Raw genomic sequence first — 22,021 nt, 5'->3', positions numbered from 1 at the left:
AGTGAGTGGTTTGAAAAATAGAGAAGATAAAAATGGCGCGGTTCGAAATGAACTCGGCCTTGCGTTTCAGTAGCGCTGAGCCCTTCCGGGGGCTCAACTGCCGCCGAACCAGTTGTAGCCCTGGTCTTCCCAATAGCCGCCAGGGTAGGTGTTGGTAACGAAAATCGCCTTGATGTGTTTTGGGTTTTTGTAGCCCAGCTTGGTGGGCATCCGCAGCTTCATCGGGAAGCCGTATTTGGGGGGCAGTCGTTGGCCGTCGTAGGTCAACGTGAGCAGCGTCTGCGGATGCAGCGCGGTCGGCATGTCGATGCTGGTGTAGTAGTCGTCGGCGCACTTGAAGCCGACGTACTTGGCGCTCGTGTCGGCGCCGATGCGCTTGAGGAAATCGGCGAAGTGCACGCCGCCCCACTTGCCGATCGCGCTCCAGCCTTCGACGCAGATGTGCCGCGTGATCTGGTCTTGCTGCTGCATGGCGCGCAACTCGGGCAGCGTCCACTGGCGCTTGTCGGCGACCATGCCGGTGACCTCGAGCTTGTAGCTGGCCTCGTCGACTTCGCGGATCTCGTCTTCGCCGTAGTAGGCGTTGAAGGGAAACGGCCGCGTGATCATCGAGTCCGGATAGGTCGGCGCCAGTTGCGTCGGGTCGAAGATGAGGCCTTGCACCCTGTCGTTGAAGCGCGAGATGGTGGTGAGCGCAGCGTCGACGCCGGCGTTGTCGGTGATGCTGCAGCCTGTGAGCAGCGACAGGCCACCGAGCGTGAGCGTGCGTTGCAAAAAGGCGCGGCGCGCAGGCTGCTCGATGCGGCGGCCAATGAGCTTGCGGGCTTCGGCGAGGGCAGCGTCGGCATCGACGTTGTGCAGGGCTGGGCGTTTGAGAATGTTCATGCGGCTTCTCCGTTGTTGGCGGCTTCGCTTGTTGTCTTGCCTGCCGAGTTACCGGCATCTCCGCCGGCCCCGGCACGGCCGCTCAGCATCGTGAGCAAGGTCTTCGGCACCAGCGCGACCATCACCAGATGCACCGCGATAAAGCCCACCAGCAACGCCATCGCGACGAAGTGAATGCGGCGGGCCAAGTCATAGCCGCCCAGCAGATCGCGCAACACCGCGAATTGCACCGACTTCCAGAGCACCAGGCCCGACAGCACCAGCACGGTGATGTCGAGCATCACGAAGAGGTAGGCGAAACGCTGCACGCTGTTGTAGTGGCGCGGGTCGGCGTGCGACAGCTTGCCGTGCAGCGCGGCAAGCCCATCGCGCACGATGCCTCCGACTGAGAGTGGAAAGAACTTGCGGAACAGCCGACGGCTCACGATGTTGAGCGAGAGGTAGACGAGGCCGTTGGCGGCCAGCAACCACATCGCCGCGAAGTGCCACTGCAAAGCGCCGCCGAGCCAACCGCCGAGCGTGATCGCGCCGGGAATCTCGAACGGAAAGAACGGCGCCGCGTTGTAGATGCGCCAGCCGCTGGTCACCAGCATCAGCACGGCCAGCGCATTGAGCCAATGCGTGATGCGCATCCAGACCGGATGAATCGGCTTGAACTTCGGGGTGACTGAATCGCTTTGCATGGCTGGCATTCTTGGCCGTACCCGGTGGCCGATTCATCACGAAGAGTTCAATGAATCGTGATAACTCCCGCGGCCATATCGCGGGACAATCCGGCGACATGGAAACTGCCAAACGCGTGCTGATCGTCGAGGACGATGCCCACATCGCCGAGCTGCTGCGCATGCATCTGCACGACGAGGGCTATGCCGTGACGCACGCCGCCGACGGCCATGCCGGCATCCGCGAACTGGAGCGCGGCAGCTGGGACGCATTGATCCTCGATCTGATGCTGCCCGGCGTCGACGGCCTCGAGATCTGCCGCCGCGCCCGCGCCATGACGCGCTACACGCCGATCATCATCACCAGTGCGCGGTCCAGCGAAGTGCATCGCATCCTCGGCTTGGAGCTGGGCGCCGACGACTACCTCGCCAAGCCTTTCTCGGTGCTGGAGCTGGTGGCGCGGGTGCGGGCGCTGTTGCGGCGCACCGAGGCGCTGGCGCGCAATGCACGCATGGAGTCGGGCCGGCTCGATCTCGGCAACCTCGGCATCGACCCGGTGGCGCGCGAGGTGCAGGTCGACGGCAAGCCGATCGAGCTCACGCCACGCGAGTTCGATCTGCTCTATTTCTTCGCGCGCCACCCCGGTCGCGTGTTCTCGCGGCTCGATCTGCTGAACCAGGTGTGGGGCTACCAGCACGATGGCTACGAGCACACCGTCAACACGCACATCAACCGGCTGCGCATGAAGGTCGAGGCCGACCCCGCGGCGCCGCGGCGCATCCTGACCGTGTGGGGCCGCGGCTACAAGCTGGCGGCGGATGTCGAGGAGGCCGCCGCATGACGCGCTCGACGCCCTCCGGGTGGTCGATGCCGTCGAGCCTGTCGACGCGTCTGTCGATCGTCTTTGCGGTGCTGCTGCTGGCGTGCTTCGGCGTGTCGGCCTGGCTGCAGATGGCGGGCAGCGAACGACACGAGCAGGAAGTGACGCAGCGCCTGTCGATCGGCCTGGCCGCGCACATCGCCGGCAATGCCGAGCTGATGAAGCGCGACGGCCTCAACCCGTCGGCCGTGCACGAGCTGTTCGACCAGCTGATGGCGGTCAACCCGAGCGTCGAGGTCTATTTGCTGGACGCCGAGGGGCGCATCGTCGGACAAGCCGCGCCGCCGGGGCATCTGAAGCACGACCGCGTCAACCTCGGCCCGGTAAAGCGCTTGCTGGCGGGCGCCGCATTGCCGATTCTGGGCGACGACCCACGGGGCGGACTGGAAGGACAGGGTGTGTCTGGGGCACAAGGCGTGCAACCCTCGCGGGGCGGCCGCAAAGTCTTCAGCGCGGCACCGTTGAAGGTCGATGGCCGCGATGCAGGCTATGTGTACGTCGTGCTGTCCGGCGAAGACCGCGAAGCCCTGGTCGCGAACCTGGGCGCCGGCAACGTGCTGCGAACGACGCTGTGGTCGATGGCATGGGTCGCTTTGCTCGGCCTCATCGCGGGGCTGGTCGCCTTCCGGCTCATCACGCGGCCGTTGCGCCAGCTGACCGGCGCCGTGCAACGCTTCGAGCGCGATGGCGTCGCAGCCATCGATCCGGCAACGCCGGCCTTCGCACAGGTCGCACGCGGCGACGACGAGATCGCCACGCTCGGCAAAGCCTTTCAGAAGATGACGCTGCGCATCGCCGAGCAATGGCGCGAACTCACCGCGCTGGACCAGCAGCGCCGCGAACTCTTCGCCAACATCTCGCATGACCTCCGCACGCCCCTGACCTCGCTGCACGGCTATCTCGAAACCCTGCTGATGAAGGCCGATACGCTGGCGCTGGCCGACCGGCGCCGCTATCTCGAGATCGCGCTCGGCCAAAGCCGCAAGGTCGGCCGCCTGGCGCAGGAATTGTTCGAACTGGCGCGGCTCGAGTCCGGCGTGGTCAAGCCCGACAAGGAGAGCTTCGCGCTGGCCGATCTGGTGCAGGACGTGTTCCAGAAGTTCGAGCTCGCCGCGGAAGCACGCCGTCAGCGCCTGGTGCCGCAGATTGCGTCCGGCCTGCCGGTGGTCACGGCCGATCTGGGAATGATCGAACGCGTGCTGACCAACCTGCTCGACAACGCGATCCGCCACACGCCAGAGGGCGGCGAGATCGTCGTGCAATTGCGGCCCGCCGAAGCGGGGGAGGATGGTGTGGCCGGCGTACAGGTCGAGATCAGCGACACCGGCCCCGGTATCCCCAAAGAGCTGCAGCCCGTCCTTTTCACCCGCCCTGCCTTCTCGTCGTCCGGCGGCCGCAGTGGCGGCCTCGGCCTGATGATCGTCCGCCGCATCCTGCAACTGCACGGCAGCGAAATCCGCCTGCTCCCCCAACCCGGCAAAGGCGCAGTCTTCGCCTTTCAGCTCAGCTAAAAAACGAACGAAAAAAGGCCCGCACGAAGCGGGCCTTTTAGTTGGTGAGGTGCCGCAGCGGACACGAAGTGCCGCCAGCCTCCGGGGGGATCACATGCCCATGCCGCCCATGCCGCCCATGCCGCCCATGTCAGGCATGCCGCCGGCGCCGGCTTCGTCCTTCGGTGCATCGGCGACCATGGCTTCGGTCGTCAACAGCAGCGAAGAAACCGACGCTGCGTTTTGCAGTGCAGTGCGGGTGACCTTCGTCGGGTCCAGGATGCCCAGCTCGAGCATGTCGCCGTACGTGTCGTTTTGTGCGTTGAAGCCGAAGTTGCCCTTGCCGGCCAACACAGCATTCACGACCACGCTGGCTTCGCCGCCGGCGTTGTTGACGATTTCGCGCAGGGGCGCTTCGACGGCCTTCAACACCAGCTTGATGCCGGCGTCCTGGTCGGCGTTGTCGCCCTTGATCTTGTCGCCGACAGCTTGCTTGGCGCGCAGCAGAGCCACGCCGCCGCCAGCCACGATGCCTTCTTCGACTGCAGCGCGGGTGGCGTGCAGTGCGTCTTCGACGCGAGCCTTCTTTTCCTTCATTTCGACTTCGGTGGCAGCGCCGACCTTGATCACTGCAACACCGCCGGCCAGCTTGGCCACGCGCTCTTGCAACTTTTCACGGTCGTAGTCGCTGGTCGCTTCTTCGATCTGAACGCGAACTTGCTTCACGCGAGCTTCGATGTCTGCAGCAGCGCCGGCACCGTCGATCAGGATGGTGTTTTCCTTGCCGACTTCGATGCGGGCAGCCGAGCCGAGGTCGGCCAGGGTCACCTTTTCGAGCGTCAGGCCGACTTCTTCAGCGATGACCTTGCCACCCGTCAGGATGGCGATGTCTTCGAGCATGGCCTTGCGGCGATCGCCGAAGCCAGGTGCCTTGACAGCCACGACTTTCAGGATGCCGCGGATCGTGTTCACGACCAGAGTAGCCAGGGCTTCGCCTTCGACTTCTTCGGCAATGATCAACAGCGGACGGCCCGACTTCGCGACTTGTTCCAGCGTAGGGAGCAGGTCACGGATGTTGCTGATCTTCTTGTCGTAGAGCAGAACGAACGGGTTTTCCAGAATCGCGGATTGCTTTTCAGGGTTGTTGATGAAGTAAGGCGACAGGTAGCCGCGGTCGAACTGCATGCCCTCGACGACGTCGAGTTCGCTGTCCAGGCTCTTGCCGTCTTCGACGGTGATGACGCCTTCTTTGCCGACCTTGTCCATCGCGTCAGCGATGAGCTTGCCGATGGTTTCGTCGCTGTTGGCCGAGATCGAGCCGACTTGTGCGATTTCTTTGGACGTGGTGGTGGGCTTCGATGCCTTTTTCAGCTCGGCGACCAGGGCCGTGACAGCCTTGTCGATGCCGCGCTTCAGGTCCATCGGGTTCATGCCGGCCGCGACCAGCTTGAAGCCTTCGCGAACGATGGCTTGAGCCAGAACCGTAGCGGTCGTGGTGCCGTCACCCGCGTTGTCCGAAGTCTTGGAAGCCACTTCCTTCACGAGCTGGGCGCCCATGTTCTGGAGCTTGTCCTTGAGTTCGATTTCCTTGGCGACGGACACGCCGTCCTTGGTCACCGTGGGGGCGCCGAACGAACGCTCGAGCACGACATTGCGGCCCTTGGGGCCCAGGGTCACTTTGACTGCGTTGGCCAGGATGTTGACACCCTCGACCATGCGCGCGCGGGCTTCACCGCCGAAGACTACGTCTTTTGCTGCCATGTTTATTTACTCCGATGAGATGGGGTTGATTACTTCTCGACGACTGCGAACAGGTCGTCTTCCTTCATGACAAGCAGCTCGTCGCCATCGACCTTGACGGTCTGGCCGCTGTACTTGCCGAACAGAACGCGGTCGCCGACCTTGACGCTCATGGCGAGCAGTTCGCCCTTGTCGGTCTTCTTGCCCGGGCCAACGGCCAGCACTTCACCCTGATCGGGCTTTTCGGCAGCGTTGTCGGGGATCACGATGCCCGAGGCAGTCTTGGTTTCGCTTTCAATGCGCTTGACGATCACACGATCGGCCAAAGGACGAAGTTTCATAGCATCTCCTGAATAGAAACGGGTTTGGTTTGAGGGTGCCGGACCGAACGGCTGGCTGCCCAATCGACTGGAGGTGAGCGCTGTTAGCACTCGTCCTCAGCGAGTGCTAATGATAAGGGCATTCGTTCAGGTTTCAAGGGCGGATGTAAGCCGATGTAGGCGGCTTCTGGCGTGGGCTCGCGCTGTTGACCACGCCATATTTGTGCGTCGCCTGCACGAAAGTCGTGCGTCATCGAACAATAGACAGGAGACGACAAATGGACTTCGAAGGCATTTATTGCTTCGACACGGCCTCGGTGCGCTTTGCGTTCTATCCGGACGGCGACGACGGCGCCCGTATCCTCGGGCTGGTTTCAGAACAGACTTTACGGGACGTTTGCGGTGCTCGTGATGGCAGCAGCGAAAGCTTGCTAGCAACTTGCCGCAGTCACTTCAGCCTGATCCGGGACAAGGCGATCGAACTGTATTTCGCCGATCCCTCACGTGCAGTGGTGCTGACGACGGGCGACTTCGCTCTCCCGGCAATCCCGGCAATGCAGGCGTCGATGGTTTCATCACAAGCAGCCGGCGCTGCAGCCGGGGCCTGAACAAACAGCGCGCGCCGCATACGCGCTTCTCTCTGACACGCGAAGGCGCCCGGTGCCCTTCGCGGCGCTCGCCTTTGACCCAACAATGGCCTTGAACTTGCGGTCGTTGTCGTCGAGTCTCGGCCATCGATCATCGATTGAACGCAGCGAAAGTGTCCCTCGTGATTCCAGAAATCCGATCTCTCCATACCCAACCCGTCGATTCCCAATCCTCTGGTACCCAGTCTCGCCAGGCTCAGGACGCTTATCTCTTTCGCGAGGGCACCCATGCTCGGCTCTACGATCTGTTGGGCTGCCATGTGAATCCTCAAGGCGGCGCGTCGTTCGCGGTCTGGGCGCCCAACGCTGAGTCCGTCTCGGTTATCGGCGACTGGAACTACTGGTCCGGCGATGCCGATCCGCTGCAACTGCGCGACGACGGCACCGGCATCTGGCAAGGCTCGGTAGCAGACGCGCAGCCGGGCCAGACATACAAGTACCGCATTCGCTCGCGTGTCAACGGCTATGTCGTCGACAAGGCCGATCCGGTCGCGTTCTATGCAGAGCACGCGCCCGCTACCGCATCACGCATCTGGTCGATGGACTACGAATGGAACGACGACGCGTGGATGACATCGCGCGGCGCTCGCAATGCGCTTGACGCGCCGATGTCGACGTATGAGTTGCACCTGGGCTCATGGCGCCGCCACGATGGCGAGTTCCTCGGCTACCGCGAAATCGCGCGTCAGCTCGCTGAATACATGTTGAAGATGGGCTTCACCCATGTGGAATTGATGCCGGTCACCGAGCACCCGTTCTATGGTTCATGGGGCTACCAGACCACCGGCTACTTCGCGCCGACCTCGCGCTTCGGTACGCCGCAAGACTTCATGTACCTGGTCGACCATCTGCACCAGAACAACATCGGTGTGCTGCTCGACTGGGTGCCTTCGCACTTTCCGACCGACGAGCACGGGCTGCAGTATTTCGACGGCACGCATCTGTTCGAACATGCGGATCCGCGCCAGGGCTTTCACCCGGAGTGGAGTTCGAGCATCTTCAACTACGGGCGCAACGAGGTCCGCAGCTTTCTGACGTCGTCCGGCCTGTTTTGGCTCGACAAGTACCACCTTGATGGATTGCGCGTGGACGCGGTCGCGTCGATGCTCTACCTCGACTATGCGCGGAAAGACGGGGAGTGGATTCCCAACAAGTTTGGTGGTCGCGAGAACCTCGAGGCCATCGAGTTCTTGCAAACCCTGAACCGCGCGGTGTACCGCGAATTCCCCGATACGGTGACCATCGCGGAGGAGTCGACTGCCTGGCCCAACGTCTCGCGCCCCACCGACATGGACGGCCTCGGCTTCGGCATGAAGTGGAACATGGGCTGGATGCACGACGACCTAGCCTACATGAAGGAAGACCCGGTCTACCGCAAGTACCACCACGGCCAGATGACGTTTTCGCTGGTGTATGCCTTCAATGAAAACTTCGTGCTGCCGCTCTCGCACGACGAGGTGGTCTATGGCAAGGGCTCGCTCATCAACAAGATGCCGGGCGACCCTTGGCAGCAGTTCGCCAATCTGCGCGCGCTGTTCGGGTTCATGTGGGGACACCCTGGCAAGAAGCTGCTTTTCATGGGCGGTGAATTCGGCCAGCGCCGCGAATGGACGCACGACGGTGAGCTCGAATGGTGGTCGACGTCGCTAGAGGGCCACTCAGGCCTGCAACATTTCGTGGCCGAGCTCAACCGGGTGTACCGTGGCACGCCTGCGCTGTACCAACTCGACTTCAGCGCCAACGGTTTCGAGTGGATCGCGGCCGACGATGCGGATGCCAGCGTGTTCGCCTTCTTGCGCAAGGCGCACGATGGCACCGCTCCGGTGCTGGTGGTGAGCAACATGACGCCACTGCCCCGGACCAACTATCTGCTCGGCGTGCCGTTGGGTGGGGAGTGGCGCGAAGTGATCAACAGCGATGCCGGCGAATTCGGCGGCGCAGGATGGGGCAACCTGGGTGGTGTGGAGTCGTCGCCGGTGCGCTCTCATGGCCGGCCGCATTCTGTTTGCCTGACCTTGCCACCCCTTTCGACCCTTATTTTCCAATACGTGCCCCATGCAAAAAAAGCCAGCACCGCCCACTGAGGTCGCCGCAGTTTCCGAGACCGCCAAAGCGGCGCAGTCGACACCCGCAGCCCATCTTTCCTTGCCTTCAGACAGCGGCGGCGAGGGCCGCGTCCGTGCGGTCATCGATGCTGTGTTGCCCGCCGTCGATGCCGGCCGCTTCGCCATCAAGTGCGTTGCGGGCGACCTGGTGAAGATCACCGCGCATTGCTTCACCGACGGGCACGACGTGGTGCGCGCGATGCTGCGCTGGAGCGCGGATGCCGGTGATGGTGCGCGTGATTGGCACGAGGTACCGATGAAGGCGCTGGTGAACGATGTGTGGGAGGCCAGCTTCGCGCCGCCGTCGATAGGGCGCTTCGTCTACACGGTGGCGGCATGGGTCGACCCGTTCGAATCGTGGCATCACGAGATGACGCGTCGCATCGAGCCCGAAGACATCCGCATCGCGTCGCAGGTCGGCGCCATGGACATCATCGCCGCAGCGGCGCGGGCGCAGGTTGCGGACCGCGACACGCTCTTGCGCTGGGCCAAGGCGCTGCAGACCGCGGCGCTCGACGCTGACCACGACGCCAACGCACTCAAGGCCCTGGCGCTCGACGAAACGCTGGGCGAGTTGGCCGGCCGCTATCCGGACCGTCGCTTCGAGACGCGCTACGCCACCGAGCTGCCGCTCTTCGCGGATCGCAAACGCGCCCGCTTCAGCAGCTGGTACGAGCTGTTTCCGCGCTCTGCCTCGCCGGAGCCCGGTCGCCACGGTACCTTCAAGGATGTCGAGGCGCGGTTGCCAGCCATCGCCGAGATGGGTTTCGACGTCTTGTACTTTCCGCCGATCCATCCGATCGGGCGCACGCAACGCAAGGGCAAGAACAACGCTCTCGTCGCGGGTAAAGACGATGTCGGCAGCCCGTGGGCCATCGGTGCCGCGGAAGGCGGTCACAAGTCGATCCTGGCGGAACTGGGCACGCCGGACGAATTCAGGCAACTGGTGCATAAGGCGGCAGGCCTCGGCCTGGACATCGCGCTCGACATCGCCTTTCAATGCGCCCCCGACCATCCGTACGTGAAGTCGCATCCGGCCTGGTTTCGCTGGCGTCCGGACGGCACGGTGCAGTACGCCGAGAACCCACCCAAGAAGTACCAGGACATCTACCCGTTCAACTTCGAGAGCGACGACTGGCGCGCGATGTGGGTCGAGTTGAAGAGCGTATTCGATCACTGGATCGGCGAGGGCGTGAAGATCTTTCGCGTCGACAACCCGCACACCAAGGCGTTTCCGTTTTGGGAGTGGGCCATCGGCGAGGTCAAGAAGGAACATCCTGAAGTACTGTTCCTTGCCGAGGCTTTCACGCGGCCCAAGGTCATGCATCGACTGGCCAAGCTGGGCTTCTCGCAGTCATACACCTACTTCACCTGGCGCAACAGCAAGCAGGAGCTGACCGAGTACTTCATCGAACTGTCGACGGGCCCGGGCAGCGATTATTTCCGCCCCAACGTGTGGCCCAACACGCCCGACATCCTGCACGAGCAATTGCAGGGCGGCGAGGCGTCGCTCTACATGATGCGGCTGGTGCTGGCGGCCACCTTGTCTGCCAACTACGGCATCTACGGACCGGCCTACGAACTGCGCGACCACTTGCCCCGCAATTCTGGAAGCGAGGAATACCTCGACTCCGAGAAGTACCAGTTGCGTACCTGGAACCACGACGATGCGCAGAGCCTCGCGCCCTTCATCGCGCGGGTGAACCGCATCCGGCATGACAACCCAGCCCTTCAAGCCGACCGCAGTCTGCGCTTCTTGCCGGTCGAAAACGATCAGCTCATCGCCTATGCCAAAGAGTCCGAAGACGGGAGCAATGTGATCGTGACCGTGGTCAACCTCGACCGTTACAACGTGCAGTCGGGCTGGATCGGTCTGGACGCGGCGTCGATTGGCGTGGAGCCCGGCGAGTCGTTCCAGATGCACGACCTGCTGAGCAACCAGCGCTTCATCTGGCAGGGTGAATTTCACTTCGTCCAGCTCGACCCGCACGCAGTTCCCGCACATATTTTCGTGGTCCGTCGGCGCAGTCGCACCGAGCGTGATTTCGACTATTTTCTCTAGACTCCAAAAGCCTCGACGCCCATGAACGCACCCGTGCCCGCCCTTGCCCTCGAGACACCGGAGATCGACATCAGCGACGATCCGCAGTGGTATCGCGATGCCGTGATCTACCAGCTCAACGTCAAGGCGTTTTTCGATACCAACGACGACGGCGTCGGCGACTTCAAGGGCGTGACGGCCAAGCTCGACTACGTCAAGGATCTGGGCGTCAACACGATCTGGCTGATGCCGTTCTATCCGTCGCCGCTGCGGGACGACGGCTACGACATTGCCGGATACGACGATGTGCATCCGCAGTACGGCACGCTGGCCGACTTCCGCGAAATGATGGCCGAGGCGCACAAGCGCGGCCTGCGCGTCATCACCGAACTGGTCATCAACCACACGTCCGACCAGCACCCCTGGTTTCAAGCCGCGCGCAATGCGCCGCCCGGCTCGCCCGAGCGCAACTTCTACGTGTGGAGCGACACCGACCAGATCTATCAAGGTACCCGGATCATCTTCACCGACACGGAGAAGTCGAACTGGACCTGGGACCCGGTCGCCAAGCAGTTCTTCTGGCACCGTTTCTTCAGCCACCAGCCCGACCTCAACTTCGACAACCCGGCGGTGATGGAGGCGGTGCTGAAGACCATGCGCTTCTGGCTCGACATGGGGGTCGACGGGTTCCGGCTCGACGCCATTCCCTACTTGGTGGAGCGTGACGGCACCAGCAACGAAAACCTGCCCGAGACGCACGCGGTCATCAAGCAGCTGCGCGCGGCAATCGACGCCGAATACAAGAATCGCTTCTTGCTGGCCGAAGCGAACATGTGGCCCGAAGACGTGCGCGAATATTTCGGCGACGGCGACGAATGCCACATGGCGTACCACTTCCCGTTGATGCCGCGCATGTACATGGCGATCGCGCAGGAAGACCGGCATCCGATCGTCGAAATCATGCAGCAGACGCCGGAGATTCCGGAAGGCTGCCAGTGGGCCATCTTTCTGCGCAACCACGACGAGCTCACGCTCGAAATGGTGACCAGCAAAGAGCGCGACTACATGTACACGATGTACGCCGCCGACATGCGCGCGCGCATCAACCTGGGCATTCGGCGCCGCCTCGCGCCACTGATGGAAAACGACATCGATCGCGTCAAGCTCATGAACGGCATGTTGCTGTCGATGCCGGGCTCGCCGATCATTTATTACGGCGATGAAATCGGCATGGGCGACAACGTGTTCGTCGGCGACCGCAACGGCGTGCGCACCCCGATGCAATGGAGCCCCGACCGCAATGCCGGTTTCTCGCGTGCCGACCCGCAGCGGCTGTATCTGCAGCCGATCATGGACGCGATGTACGGATACGAAGCGCTCAACGTCGAGGCGCAGGCGCGCGATAGCAGCTCGCTGCTCAACTGGACCAAGCGCATGCTGGCGGTGCGCAAGACCAGCTTCGCCTTCGGCCGCGGCAAGCGCATTTTTTTGAAGCCGGGCAACCGCAAGATCCTCGCGTACCTGAGCGTCCACGAAGACGAAACGCTGTTGCACGTGTTCAACCTGTCGCGCGCTGCGCAGCCGGTCGAGCTCGATCTGTCGGCCTATAAAACGCGCGTGCCGGTCGAGATGCTCGGCCGCACCTCGTTCCCGCCCATCGGCGAGCTGCCTTACATGCTCACGCTGCCGTCGTTCGGCTTCTACTGGTTCCGTCTGGCGAGCGATGCCGCGATGCCGAGCTGGCACCAGGAAGAGGTGGCGCTGCAAGACCGGCCGACGCTCGTGCTGTTCGACGGCTGGACCAGCTTTTTCCGGGAGCGCGTGATGCCGTGGCGCATGGGCATGGCCGACCGCATGCGCGTGCAGTTCGAGACCGACACGCTGCCGCGTCACATCGAAATCCAGCGCTGGTATGCGACCAAAGGTACCGCCGTGTCGCGCGCCAGGCTGGCCGACTACGCTGTCTGGGAGATGCCGGGGTCCAGCTGGATGCTGCCCATCCTGAAGCTCGACGGACCGCCGGACGACGACACTTATTTCATGCCGCTCGCGCTGGCATGGGAAGACACTGAAGAAGAACGCGTCATGCGCCTGACGCCGGCCGCACTCGCCAAGATCCGGCAACAGGCCAATGTCGGCGTCATGGCCGATGCGTTCTACGACGAGCCTTTCTGTCGCGCTTTGGTGCAGGCGATCGAGGTCGGCAAGGAACTGACCACCGTCGGCGGCAAGATGAAGTTCAGCGCTACCGCCGCCTTCAAGGCTGCCAACATCGACGTGCGCGAGATGCCGGTGTCGCGCCCGAGTGCGATGAGCAGCAATACCGTCGTCACGCTGGACGACACCCTGTTCCTGAAGGGCTATCGCCGGCTGCGCGAGGGTGTGAACCCCGAGCTTGAGATGGGTCGTTTCCTGACCGATGTCGTGCACTACCCGAACTGCGTTCCCGTGCTCGGCGCACTTGAATATTTCGGCACCGATGGCCGCGTGATGACGCTGGCGCTGGTGCAGTCGCATGTGCAGAACCAGGGCGACGGCTGGGACTACACGCTCGGCTATCTCGAACGCTATCTGGAAGAGTTGCGTACCGCGGGCGCTGCAGCCGGCGAGGAGCTATCGACGGTCAAGGCGCATGGTGGTTTCCTGGCACTGGCTGCGATGCTGGGCAAGCGCACGGCTGAGCTGCACCTGGCATTGGCCACGCGCACCGGCGATGCAGCCTTCGATCCCGAGCCGCTGGCGGCGGCGGACGTGGCCGGCTATCGCGACCGCGCCGTCGCCGAATCGAACGGCACCCAGGCCTTGCTGCGCGAACGCATCGGGCAGCTGCCGGCATCGGTTCAGGTGTATGCGCAGGCATTCCTGTCGAGCGGTGCGGCCCTGCACACACGGCTCGCTGCAGCGCACGGTGCCTCGCAGGTCGGCGGTATCAAGACGCGCTACCACGGCGACTACCACCTGGGGCAGGTGCTGGTCACGGCCAACGACTTCGTCATCATCGATTTCGAGGGCGAGCCGGCCCGCACCTTCCAGGAGCGGCGCGCCAAGGGCTCGCCACTGCGCGACGTGGCCGGCATGCTGCGGTCGTTCAACTACGCACGCTGGTCGGCACTGCGCCGCATCGCGCAGACCGCTGAAGAGCTGGAGCGGCTCGAGCCCGACGCCAAGGCCTGGGAATCCGCAACGCGCGATGCCTTTTTGCAATCGTATACGGCGACCCTGTCCGGCAAGGGCGCGGCATCGATCGATATCGAATTGCTGCGCCTGTTCGAAATCGAAAAGGCGCTGTACGAGCTGCGCTACGAACTCAACAATCGCATCGACTGGGCTCAGGTTCCGCTGCAAGGCGTGCTGGCACTGATCGACTCGAACGCCGCGCGCTGAGGCGCGTTCGTTCCTTCACTGGAGACACATCATGGAAAGCTTCGGCATCCAACTCGAACCCTTGCGCGCCGTACTGTTTCAGGTCGGTGCCTTCATCCCGCGACTGTTGATCGCCATCGTGGTGATCATCGGTGGCTGGCTCATCGCCAAGGTGGTGCGGCTGGTCGTCACCAAGGCGTTGCGCGCCATCAACTTCAACGTGCTCACGGAGCGCGCGGGGCTCGACAACTTCTTGCGGCAGGGCGGCGTGGCGAGCGACACCACTGCCATCTTCGGCATCCTGGCGTACTGGCTCGTCATCCTCGCGGCGCTGCTGATCGCCTTCAACGGCCTCGGCCTGACCTACATCACCGACTTGTTGGGGCGCGTGGTCTGGTTCGTGCCCAACGTGTTCGTCGCGCTGCTGGTGCTGGCCTTCGGCTCGTACTTCGCCAAGTTCGTCGGCGACACGGTGCTCGCCTATTGCCGCAACATCAAGCTGCAGGACGCGGCCTTCGTCGCCAAGCTGGCGCAGTACGCCATCATGGTTTTCGTGGTGCTTATCGCGCTTGACCAGGTCAGGGTCGGCGGCGACATCGTGCGGCAGAGTTTCCTGGTGATTCTGGGCGGCATCGTTTTTGCACTGGCACTGGCCTTTGGCCTCGGCGGCAAGGACTGGGCGGCCGAACGCATCGAGCAGTGGTGGCCGCGTGACAAGAAAAACATCAAGGACTCCGTGGACGACAAGCTCCGATGAAAAGCACTGAAACGACCAGAGCATGAAGCGCAGACACGCCATGCCTTTCGGCGCGACGGTGTTGGCCGAGGGCGGAGTTTCGTTTCGCCTGTGGGCGCCGTCGATGACACCTGTGGTGCTGGTGCGTGAGCCGCAGGCCGGTCATACAGAGGCGCCGGTCGAGCATCCGATGCTGCTGGAAACCGATGGGTTCCACTGTGTCACCGTGCCCGAGGCGAGTGCCGGCGACCTCTACCGCTTTCGCATGCCCGATGGATTGCGCGCGCCCGATCCGGCATCGCGCTACAACCCGAACGATGTGCACGGCGCCAGCCAGGTCATCGACACGGGGGCCTATGAATGGCGCGACGAAGCTTGGCGCGGCCGCCCCTGGTCGGAAGCGGTGATCTACGAACTGCATATCGGCACGTTCACGCCCGAAGGCACTTTCACGGCGGCCACTGCGCGACTTGCGGCACTCGCCGAACTGGGCGTGACGACGATCGAGGTGATGCCGCTCGCCGACTTCCCCGGCCTGCGCAACTGGGGCTACGACGGCGTGCTGCAGTACGCACCCGATGCGACCTACGGCAAACCTGACGAGCTCAAGGCGTTCGTCGACGCAGCTCACGGGTTCGGCCTGATGGTGCTCATCGACGTGGTCTACAACCACTTCGGGCCTGAAGGCAATTACCTGCATGCGTACTGCCCGCAGTTCTTCAATCCGGCACACCAGACGCCATGGGGCGCCGCCATCAACTACGACGGCGAAGCATCGCGCACGGTACGCGACTTCTTCGTCCACAACGCGCTTTACTGGGTCGAGGAATATCACTTCGACGGTCTGCGCATGGACGCCATCCACGCCATCCGCGACGACTCGCCACAGCACATCATTCGCGAAGTGACAGAGACCTTGCGCGTCGGTCCGGGGCGCACGCGGCATATTCACGTGGTGCTCGAAAACGAACTCAACGAAGCGTCGTTTCTAGAGCGTGACGACGGTGGCCGCCCGCGCGACGGCACGGCCCAGTGGAACGACGATCTGCACCACGCGGCCCACGTGCTGACCACCGGTGAAACCGATGGCTACTACGGCGACTACGCCGATGTGCCGGTCGCACAATTCGGCCGCGCGCTGGCGGAAGGCTTCGTCTACCAAGGCCAGCCTTCGCCTTACCGCGAAGGCGAGACGCGGGGCGAGTCGTCGATGCATTTGCCGTCGGCCGCCTTCGTGTCGTTCTTGCAGACGCACGACCAAGTCGGCAACCGCGCTTTCGGCGAGCGCATTCATGCACTCGGCGACGAGGTCTTGCTGCACGCTGCTTATGCCTGCGTGCTGTTGTCGCCGCATGCACCGATGCTTTTCATGGGCGAGGAGTACGCAGCGTCGACGCCGTTCCAATACTTCTGCGACTTCGGGCCTGAGCTGGCCGAAGCCGTGTCGAACGGTCGGCGCGAGGAGTTCGGCCGCTTCGCGACCTTCTCGACCGATGAAGCCCGCGCGCGCATTCCCGATCCGAACGCCGAGTCGACGTTCCTCGCGTCGAAGCTTCGATGGGACGAGCGCGAGATCGAACCGCATGCGCGGTGGCTGCGCTTCATCGGTGATTTGCTGGCCGTGCGACAGAGTGCGGTCGTGCCGCATCTGACGGGCCTGCGCGGTGCCGGCACCTTTTCGTGCGATGGAGATGGCGGGATTCTTCGAGTCGTCTGGCAGCTCGACGGCGGGCTTGCAGCGGCCACCACGCTTTATGTGCTGGCCAACTTCGGCCGCGACAGCGCTGACGGCATCGTCATGCCGCGCGGCCACATGATCTACAGGTCGGACGCAGAGCCGACCGGCGACGCCACCTTGCGCCTTGCGCGCGGTGGCGTTCTAGTCACCCTCGAGGAGCCTTCGAATGTCTAGTCCCCGCGCGCACAGTGATATCGAGGCCGTGCAACGCCTCTGCGCGCACTTCGGTATCTCGACCGACTATCACGACGTCTGGGGCAATCACCATCGCGTCGCGCGAGAGCATCTCGTGGGCTTGCTCGCGGAGTTCGATGTGGTGCTCGACGACACGCTCGATGCGACAGCGGCACTCGATGCAGCTCAACGTGGGGACTGGTCCGAGACGCTTCCGCCGGTGCTGGCCATGCAGGCGGGCGCCGCCGAATGGTCCATCGCGCTGCGCCTGCCGGCGACCGCGCACCACGTGCGCTGGCGGCTCGAAGAAGAGGGCGGCGCAGTGCACGGCGGCGAGATCGATGCGCGCGCGTTGCCCGATACCGCCTATGCGGAGCTCGATGGCATCGGCTGGTACGAACGTCGGCTGACGATGACGCTGCGTCTGCCCGCGGGCTACCACCGTTTCAGCATCGAGGGCGCCACCGCGCCGCATGGCGGAGCCGTCGCAGGCACTTCGACTGGCAAGCCAAGCGGGCCCTATGTTCACGCCACGACACTCGTCATCAGCGCGCCCGAGCACTGTCATCGGCCGGTCGCACTGCAAGGCGACGGCCGCATCTGGGGGCCAGCGGTGCAGCTCTATTCGCTGCGCTCCCAGCACAACTGGGGCATCGGTGACTTCGGCGATCTGGCGCAACTGGTCGGCATCATGGCCGAGCGCGGCGCCGACATCATCGGCCTGAGCCCGCTGCATGCGCTGTTCTCGCACAACCCCGCGCATACCAGCCCGTACAGCCCGTCGTCGCGGCAGCAGATCAATGTGCTGTACATCGACGTACAGGCGGTCGATGAGTTCAACGCGTGCGATCCGGCGCGGCGCCTGCTGCGCTCGGCCAGTTTCCAGTCACGCCTCGCCGACCTGCGAGCGACATCTCTGGTCGACTATCCCGGCGTGGCTGCCGCCAAGTTCGAAGTGCTCGAACTCCTGTTCGCGCACTTTCGCGCGCAGCATGTATCGGCCGACGGTAAGAGCGCTTCGACCGATTCGCGCAGCACGCGTGGCGAAGCCTTCTTTGCCTTTGTCGAAGAGCGAGGCGAGGCCTTGCGTCGGCATGCGCTGTTCGAGGCGTTGCAAGCGCACTTTCATCTGATCGACGACTCGATCTGGGGCTGGCCGGTGTGGCCCGATGCCTACCGCGACCCGGCTTCGCCCGAGGTCGCCGCATTCGCCTCGGAGCATGCCGATCGCGTGCTGTTCCATCTCTACCTGCAATGGGTCGCCGTCGAGCAACTGGTGCGGGTGAACTCGCGTTGCAAGGCGCTCGGACTCGGCATCGGCCTCTTCCTGGATCTTGCTGTGTCTGTCGATCGCGGTGGCTCCGATGTGTGGGGCGAGCCGTCGGCTTTCGGTGCTGGCGCCAGCGTCGGCGCGCCGCCGGACGAGTTCAATCCGAACGGCCAGAGCTGGGGCTTGCCGCCCTTGCGGCCAGACCATCTGCGCGCCAGCGGCTACCGCATCTTCATCGAGACCTTGCGCGCCAACATGCGCGGTGCGGGCGCCTTGCGTATCGACCACGTGATGGGGCTGATGCGCCTGTTTTGGGTGCCCCAAGGACGCACCGCACGCGATGGCGCTTATGTGCACTACGCGCTGCACGAGATGATGGCGATCGTCGCGCTCGAGAGCCAACGCAACCATTGCATGGTGGTGGGCGAAGACCTCGGCACCGTGGCCGACGAGATGCGCGCAGCGCTGTCCCGGTCCGAAGTGCATTCGTATCGCCTCTTGTACTTCGAGCGCTGGCCCAACGGCGACTTCAAAGCGCCTGCCGAGTACCCGCGTCATGCGCTGGTCGCCGTCAGCACGCACGACCTGGCCACGCTGGCCGGCTGGTGGTCGAGCCACGACCTGCGCCTGCGCTGGCAACTCGGCTTGTTCCCCGATGAGCAAACCTTCGAAAAGCAATTGCTCGATCGTGCGCAGGAGCGCGTGCGCCTGCTGCTGGCGGTGCAGCATGCCGGGCTGCTGACGGGCGAGCAGGTGGCCGAGGCGACCGGCAGCCAGACCTTGCCTTCGCTCGCGGTGCAGGCCGTGCACCTGTACCTGGCGATGGCGCCCTCGGCGCTGATGCTGGTCCAGCTCGAAGACGCTCTGGGTTCGGTCGAGCAGGCCAACCTGCCCGGCACGACCGACCAGCAGCCGAACTGGCGTCGCAAGCTGCCGATCGATCTCGATGCCGTCGGTGCCGATGGCGATGCGCGCAAGCTGTTCGACGCGATGGCCCAGGTGCGACCGCGTGCAGCCGTGGCGGGTTCCGCGATGGCCGCGGGCGTGCAGACACGCGTGCCGCGCGCCACTTACCGGCTCCAGTTCCACAAGGATTTCGGCTTCGACGATGCGGTCCGCATCCTTCCGTATCTCGCGCAGCTCGGCGTGAGCCATGTGTACTGCTCGCCGATCCAGCGGGCACGCGCCGGCAGCATGCACGGCTACGACGTGGTGGCGCACGACGAAGTCAACCCGGAGATCGGCGGTGCCGAAGGCTTCGCGCGATTCATCGGCGCCTTGCGGCAGCACGGTCTCGGGCAATTGCTCGACATGGTGCCCAACCACATGGGCGTGCTGGGCGCCGACAACGCATGGTGGCTCGACGTGCTCGAGAACGGCCAGGCGTCGCACTTCGCGCAACACTTCGACATCGACTGGCAACCGCTCAACATCGAGCTCACCGGCAAGGTGCTGCTGCCTGTGCTGGGCGGCCACTACGGCGAGGTGCTGCAGAACGGCGAGATCGCGCTGCGCTTCGACGCTGCCGAGGGCAGCCTGGCGCTCAACTATTTCGAGCATCGATTTCCGCTGGCGCCCGAGAGCTATACCGACGTGTTGCTGGCTGCATCGCGACACGTCGAAGACGCCGATGTCGCAGCGGGTGCCGCGAGCATCGCGTCGGCCTTTGGCCATCTGCCGGGTCGCAATGAAACCGAGCCGCAGGCGCGCGCCGAGCGTGCGCGCGACAAGGAGCTGCTGAAGGCGCGTCTGGCGCGTCTGTGCACCAGGTCGCCAGCGCTGACCGAAGCCATCGCAGCGTCGGTCGACACGGTGAACAGCGATGACACTCGCGATCGGTTGCACGCGTTGATCGAAGCGCAGGCCTATCGCCTGGCTTACTGGCGCGTTGCGGCGGACGAGATCAACTACCGTCGCTTCTTCGACATCAACGATCTGGCCGCGTTGCGCATGGAGCGCGACGAGGTGTTCGAGGACACGCAATCATTCGCTCTCGACCTGGCCGCAGCCGGCGTGGTGGACGGGCTGCGTATCGACCATCCCGATGGTCTGTACGACCCGGCCCGCTACTTCCTGCAATTGCAGCAAGGCTATGCGCGGAGGGCGCGCCTGACGTTGCCCGATGTCGATGTGCAGGGTCGACCGGCGCGCCCGCTCTATGTCGTCGCGGAGAAGATCGCGGCGGCCAACGAAGAGGTGCCGGAGAGCTGGCATGTGCACGGGACCACGGGCTACCGCTTTGCCAACGTCGCCAACGGCGTGCTGGTCGATGCCGCGGCGGGGCCTGAGGTCGAACGCATCTGGCGCGACTTCAGCGGTGTCGATGCGTGCTTCGAGGCGCTCTCGCATGTCGGCAAGCGCGACGTGATTCGCACCGCGCTGGCGTCCGAACTCAACGTGCTCGCGACAGAGTTGGTGCGCCTCGCGCGCGCCGATCGCAGCACGCGCGACTACACGCTCAACGCGCTACGCCGCGCACTCGCCGAGGTCGCGGTGTGCCTGCCGGTGTACCGCACGTACTTCGTGCACAGCGCTTCGGAGCAAGACCAGCACTTCATCGCGCGCGCGGTGGAAGAGGCGCGGCGGCAGAGCCAGGATTCGGACTTGTCGGTGTTCGACTTCGTGCACCAGAGTCTGCTGGGCGAAGCCGTGCCACTGGCATCGGATGATTTGCAAGGGCGCGTGCGCCACTTCGCGCGGCGCTTCCAGCAGTTCAGCGCGCCGGTGTCGGCCAAGGGGGTCGAAGACACGGCCTTCTACCGTTACTTTCCGCTGAGTTCGCTGAACGAAGTGGGCGGCGAGCCGGGCACCTTCGGCATGACGGTGACCGAGTTTCACAGCGCCAGTGCCGACCGCGCGCTGCGCTGGCCGCACACCATGCTGGCGACGTCCACGCACGACAACAAGCGCTCCGAAGACGTGCGCAACCGCATCGACGTTCTTTCGGAAATGCCGGCTGCGTGGCAAGCCGCGTTGACGCGATGGTCGGAGATGAACCAGCGCGTGCGCGACCGGCTTGAAGCCGAAGGCGCGCCGAGCGATTCACCTTCGCGTGCCGACGAATACCTGCTCTACCAAACCCTGCTCGGCACGCTGCCACCTGGTGGACTCGACGATGAAACGCTCGCGCCGTATGTCGAGCGCATCGTGCAATACCTGTTAAAGGCGGCGCGAGAGTCGAAATCGCACACGCGATGGACCGCGCCCGACGAGGCCTACGAAGCGGCGCTCGAAGGCTTCATACGCGGACTGCTGGCCGGCGTGCAGGGCAACGTGTTCCTGCGCGATTTGCAGGGTTTTGGCGATACCGTGGCCTGGCTCGGCGCGTGGAACAGCATCACGCTGATGTTGCTCAAGTACGGCTCGCCGGGCGTTCCCGATCTGTACCAGGGCAACGAGTTGATGGACCTGAGCCTGGTCGATCCGGACAACCGCCGACCGGTCGACTACGACTGCCGGCAACGCTGGCTGCAACAGCTCGATGACTTGCCGCAAGGGCGGGGCATGGCCGATGAAGTGGGCTCGCTGGCACGCGCACCGCACGATGGCCGGGCCAAGCTGTGGGTGGTGCGGCGCCTCCTGGCATTGCGTCGCGACAAGTCTGCTTTGTTCCGCGACGGCGGGTATGCCGCGCTCGGCATCGACGGCCCGAAGTCCGAGCATGCATTGGCGTTCGAGCGGCGGCTCGACGACGATGTGCTCATCGTCGCGGCGGTGCGCCGATTCGCAGGGCTCACTGCGACGACCGGGCCGGACAGCGGCGTACCTGCATTGCCGGGTGGCGAGTTCTGGCAGGGCACGGTGCTTCGTCTGCCGAATGCGCCCGAAGGCAGCGCGTGGGAAAACTTGTTGACCGGCGAACGCCTGGTCGTCGAGCAAGGCGCGCTGCAGCTCTCATCGTTGTTCGGCAAGTTCCCCGGTGCGGCGCTCGTGCCGTGGTCGAATCGTTCGGCCTGAAGCGTCGATGCT

Annotated in this window: 13 protein-coding genes; 9 read left to right on the top strand and 4 right to left on the bottom strand. The window is 64.1% G+C overall.

The window, feature by feature from the left end:
* Positions 1–93: 93 nt before the first annotated feature.
* Together QN397_RS02270 and QN397_RS02265 are read right to left on the bottom strand one after the other, a co-directional pair.
* Positions 94–885 (bottom strand): molybdopterin-binding protein, encoded by a 792-nt coding sequence (locus tag QN397_RS02270; RefSeq protein ID WP_323499927.1) that lies wholly within the window; start codon positions 883–885, stop codon positions 94–96.
* Positions 882–1,568 carry a cytochrome b/b6 domain-containing protein gene (locus QN397_RS02265; RefSeq protein ID WP_416352299.1) on the bottom strand — a complete coding sequence of 229 codons (687 nt, stop codon included), beginning with the start codon at positions 1,566–1,568 and terminating at the stop codon, positions 882–884. The genes QN397_RS02270 and QN397_RS02265 overlap by 4 nt, the downstream gene beginning before the upstream one ends.
* A 98-nt stretch (positions 1,569–1,666) precedes the next feature.
* Between QN397_RS02265 and QN397_RS02260 the strand changes: the two genes are divergently transcribed.
* The gene (locus tag QN397_RS02260) at positions 1,667–2,389 is read left to right on the top strand and encodes a response regulator transcription factor (RefSeq protein WP_323494726.1); all 723 of its coding nucleotides are present in this window, start codon (positions 1,667–1,669) and stop codon (positions 2,387–2,389) included.
* Positions 2,386–3,939, top strand: a complete 1,554-nt coding sequence (locus QN397_RS02255) for a HAMP domain-containing sensor histidine kinase (protein ID WP_323499925.1) — start codon at positions 2,386–2,388, stop codon at positions 3,937–3,939. The genes QN397_RS02260 and QN397_RS02255 overlap by 4 nt, the downstream gene beginning before the upstream one ends.
* A gap of 90 nt (positions 3,940–4,029) precedes the next feature.
* On the opposite strand, the gene groL is transcribed toward QN397_RS02255, so the two are convergent.
* Positions 4,030–5,679 (bottom strand): chaperonin GroEL, encoded by a 1,650-nt coding sequence (gene groL, locus QN397_RS02250; protein WP_187054492.1) that lies wholly within the window; start codon positions 5,677–5,679, stop codon positions 4,030–4,032.
* A 29-nt stretch (positions 5,680–5,708) separates the two neighbouring features.
* The gene (groES, locus tag QN397_RS02245) at positions 5,709–5,999 is read right to left on the bottom strand and encodes a co-chaperone GroES (protein WP_187054493.1); all 291 of its coding nucleotides are present in this window, start codon (positions 5,997–5,999) and stop codon (positions 5,709–5,711) included.
* Positions 6,000–6,256: 257 nt separating this feature from the next.
* On the opposite strand from groES, the gene QN397_RS02240 reads away from it, so the two are divergent.
* The 7 genes from QN397_RS02240 to QN397_RS02210 all read left to right on the top strand — a co-directional run bounded on the left by QN397_RS02240 (position 6,257) and on the right by QN397_RS02210 (position 22,009).
* Entirely contained in the window at positions 6,257–6,586 is a 330-nt protein-coding gene (locus tag QN397_RS02240; RefSeq protein ID WP_323494723.1) for a hypothetical protein, read from the top strand.
* A gap of 173 nt (positions 6,587–6,759) precedes the next feature.
* Positions 6,760–8,709, top strand: coding sequence for a 1,4-alpha-glucan branching protein GlgB (gene glgB, locus QN397_RS02235; RefSeq protein WP_323499992.1), 1,950 nt, complete (start codon positions 6,760–6,762; stop codon positions 8,707–8,709).
* Complete coding sequence (locus QN397_RS02230; protein ID WP_323494722.1) at positions 8,681–10,792, top strand: alpha-1,4-glucan--maltose-1-phosphate maltosyltransferase; 2,112 nt, start codon at positions 8,681–8,683, stop codon at positions 10,790–10,792. Before glgB ends, QN397_RS02230 begins: the two co-directional genes overlap by 29 nt.
* A 21-nt stretch (positions 10,793–10,813) precedes the next feature.
* Positions 10,814–14,155 carry a maltose alpha-D-glucosyltransferase gene (gene treS, locus QN397_RS02225; protein WP_323494721.1) on the top strand — a complete coding sequence of 1,114 codons (3,342 nt, stop codon included), beginning with the start codon at positions 10,814–10,816 and terminating at the stop codon, positions 14,153–14,155.
* 31 nt (positions 14,156–14,186) lie between these two features.
* Positions 14,187–14,891, top strand: a complete 705-nt coding sequence (locus QN397_RS02220) for a mechanosensitive ion channel family protein (protein ID WP_323494720.1) — start codon at positions 14,187–14,189, stop codon at positions 14,889–14,891.
* A 22-nt stretch (positions 14,892–14,913) separates the two neighbouring features.
* Complete coding sequence (gene treZ, locus QN397_RS02215) at positions 14,914–16,782, top strand: malto-oligosyltrehalose trehalohydrolase (protein WP_323494719.1); 1,869 nt, start codon at positions 14,914–14,916, stop codon at positions 16,780–16,782.
* Complete coding sequence (locus QN397_RS02210) at positions 16,775–22,009, top strand: malto-oligosyltrehalose synthase (RefSeq protein ID WP_323499924.1); 5,235 nt, start codon at positions 16,775–16,777, stop codon at positions 22,007–22,009. Before treZ ends, QN397_RS02210 begins: the two co-directional genes overlap by 8 nt.
* Positions 22,010–22,021: the final 12 nt, after the last annotated feature.

It is taken from the genome of Variovorax sp. RTB1 (assembly GCF_035018765.1).
Taxonomy (GTDB): Bacteria; Pseudomonadota; Gammaproteobacteria; order Burkholderiales; family Burkholderiaceae_C; genus Variovorax.
This window is presented reverse-complemented; position numbering and strand designations above follow the sequence as displayed.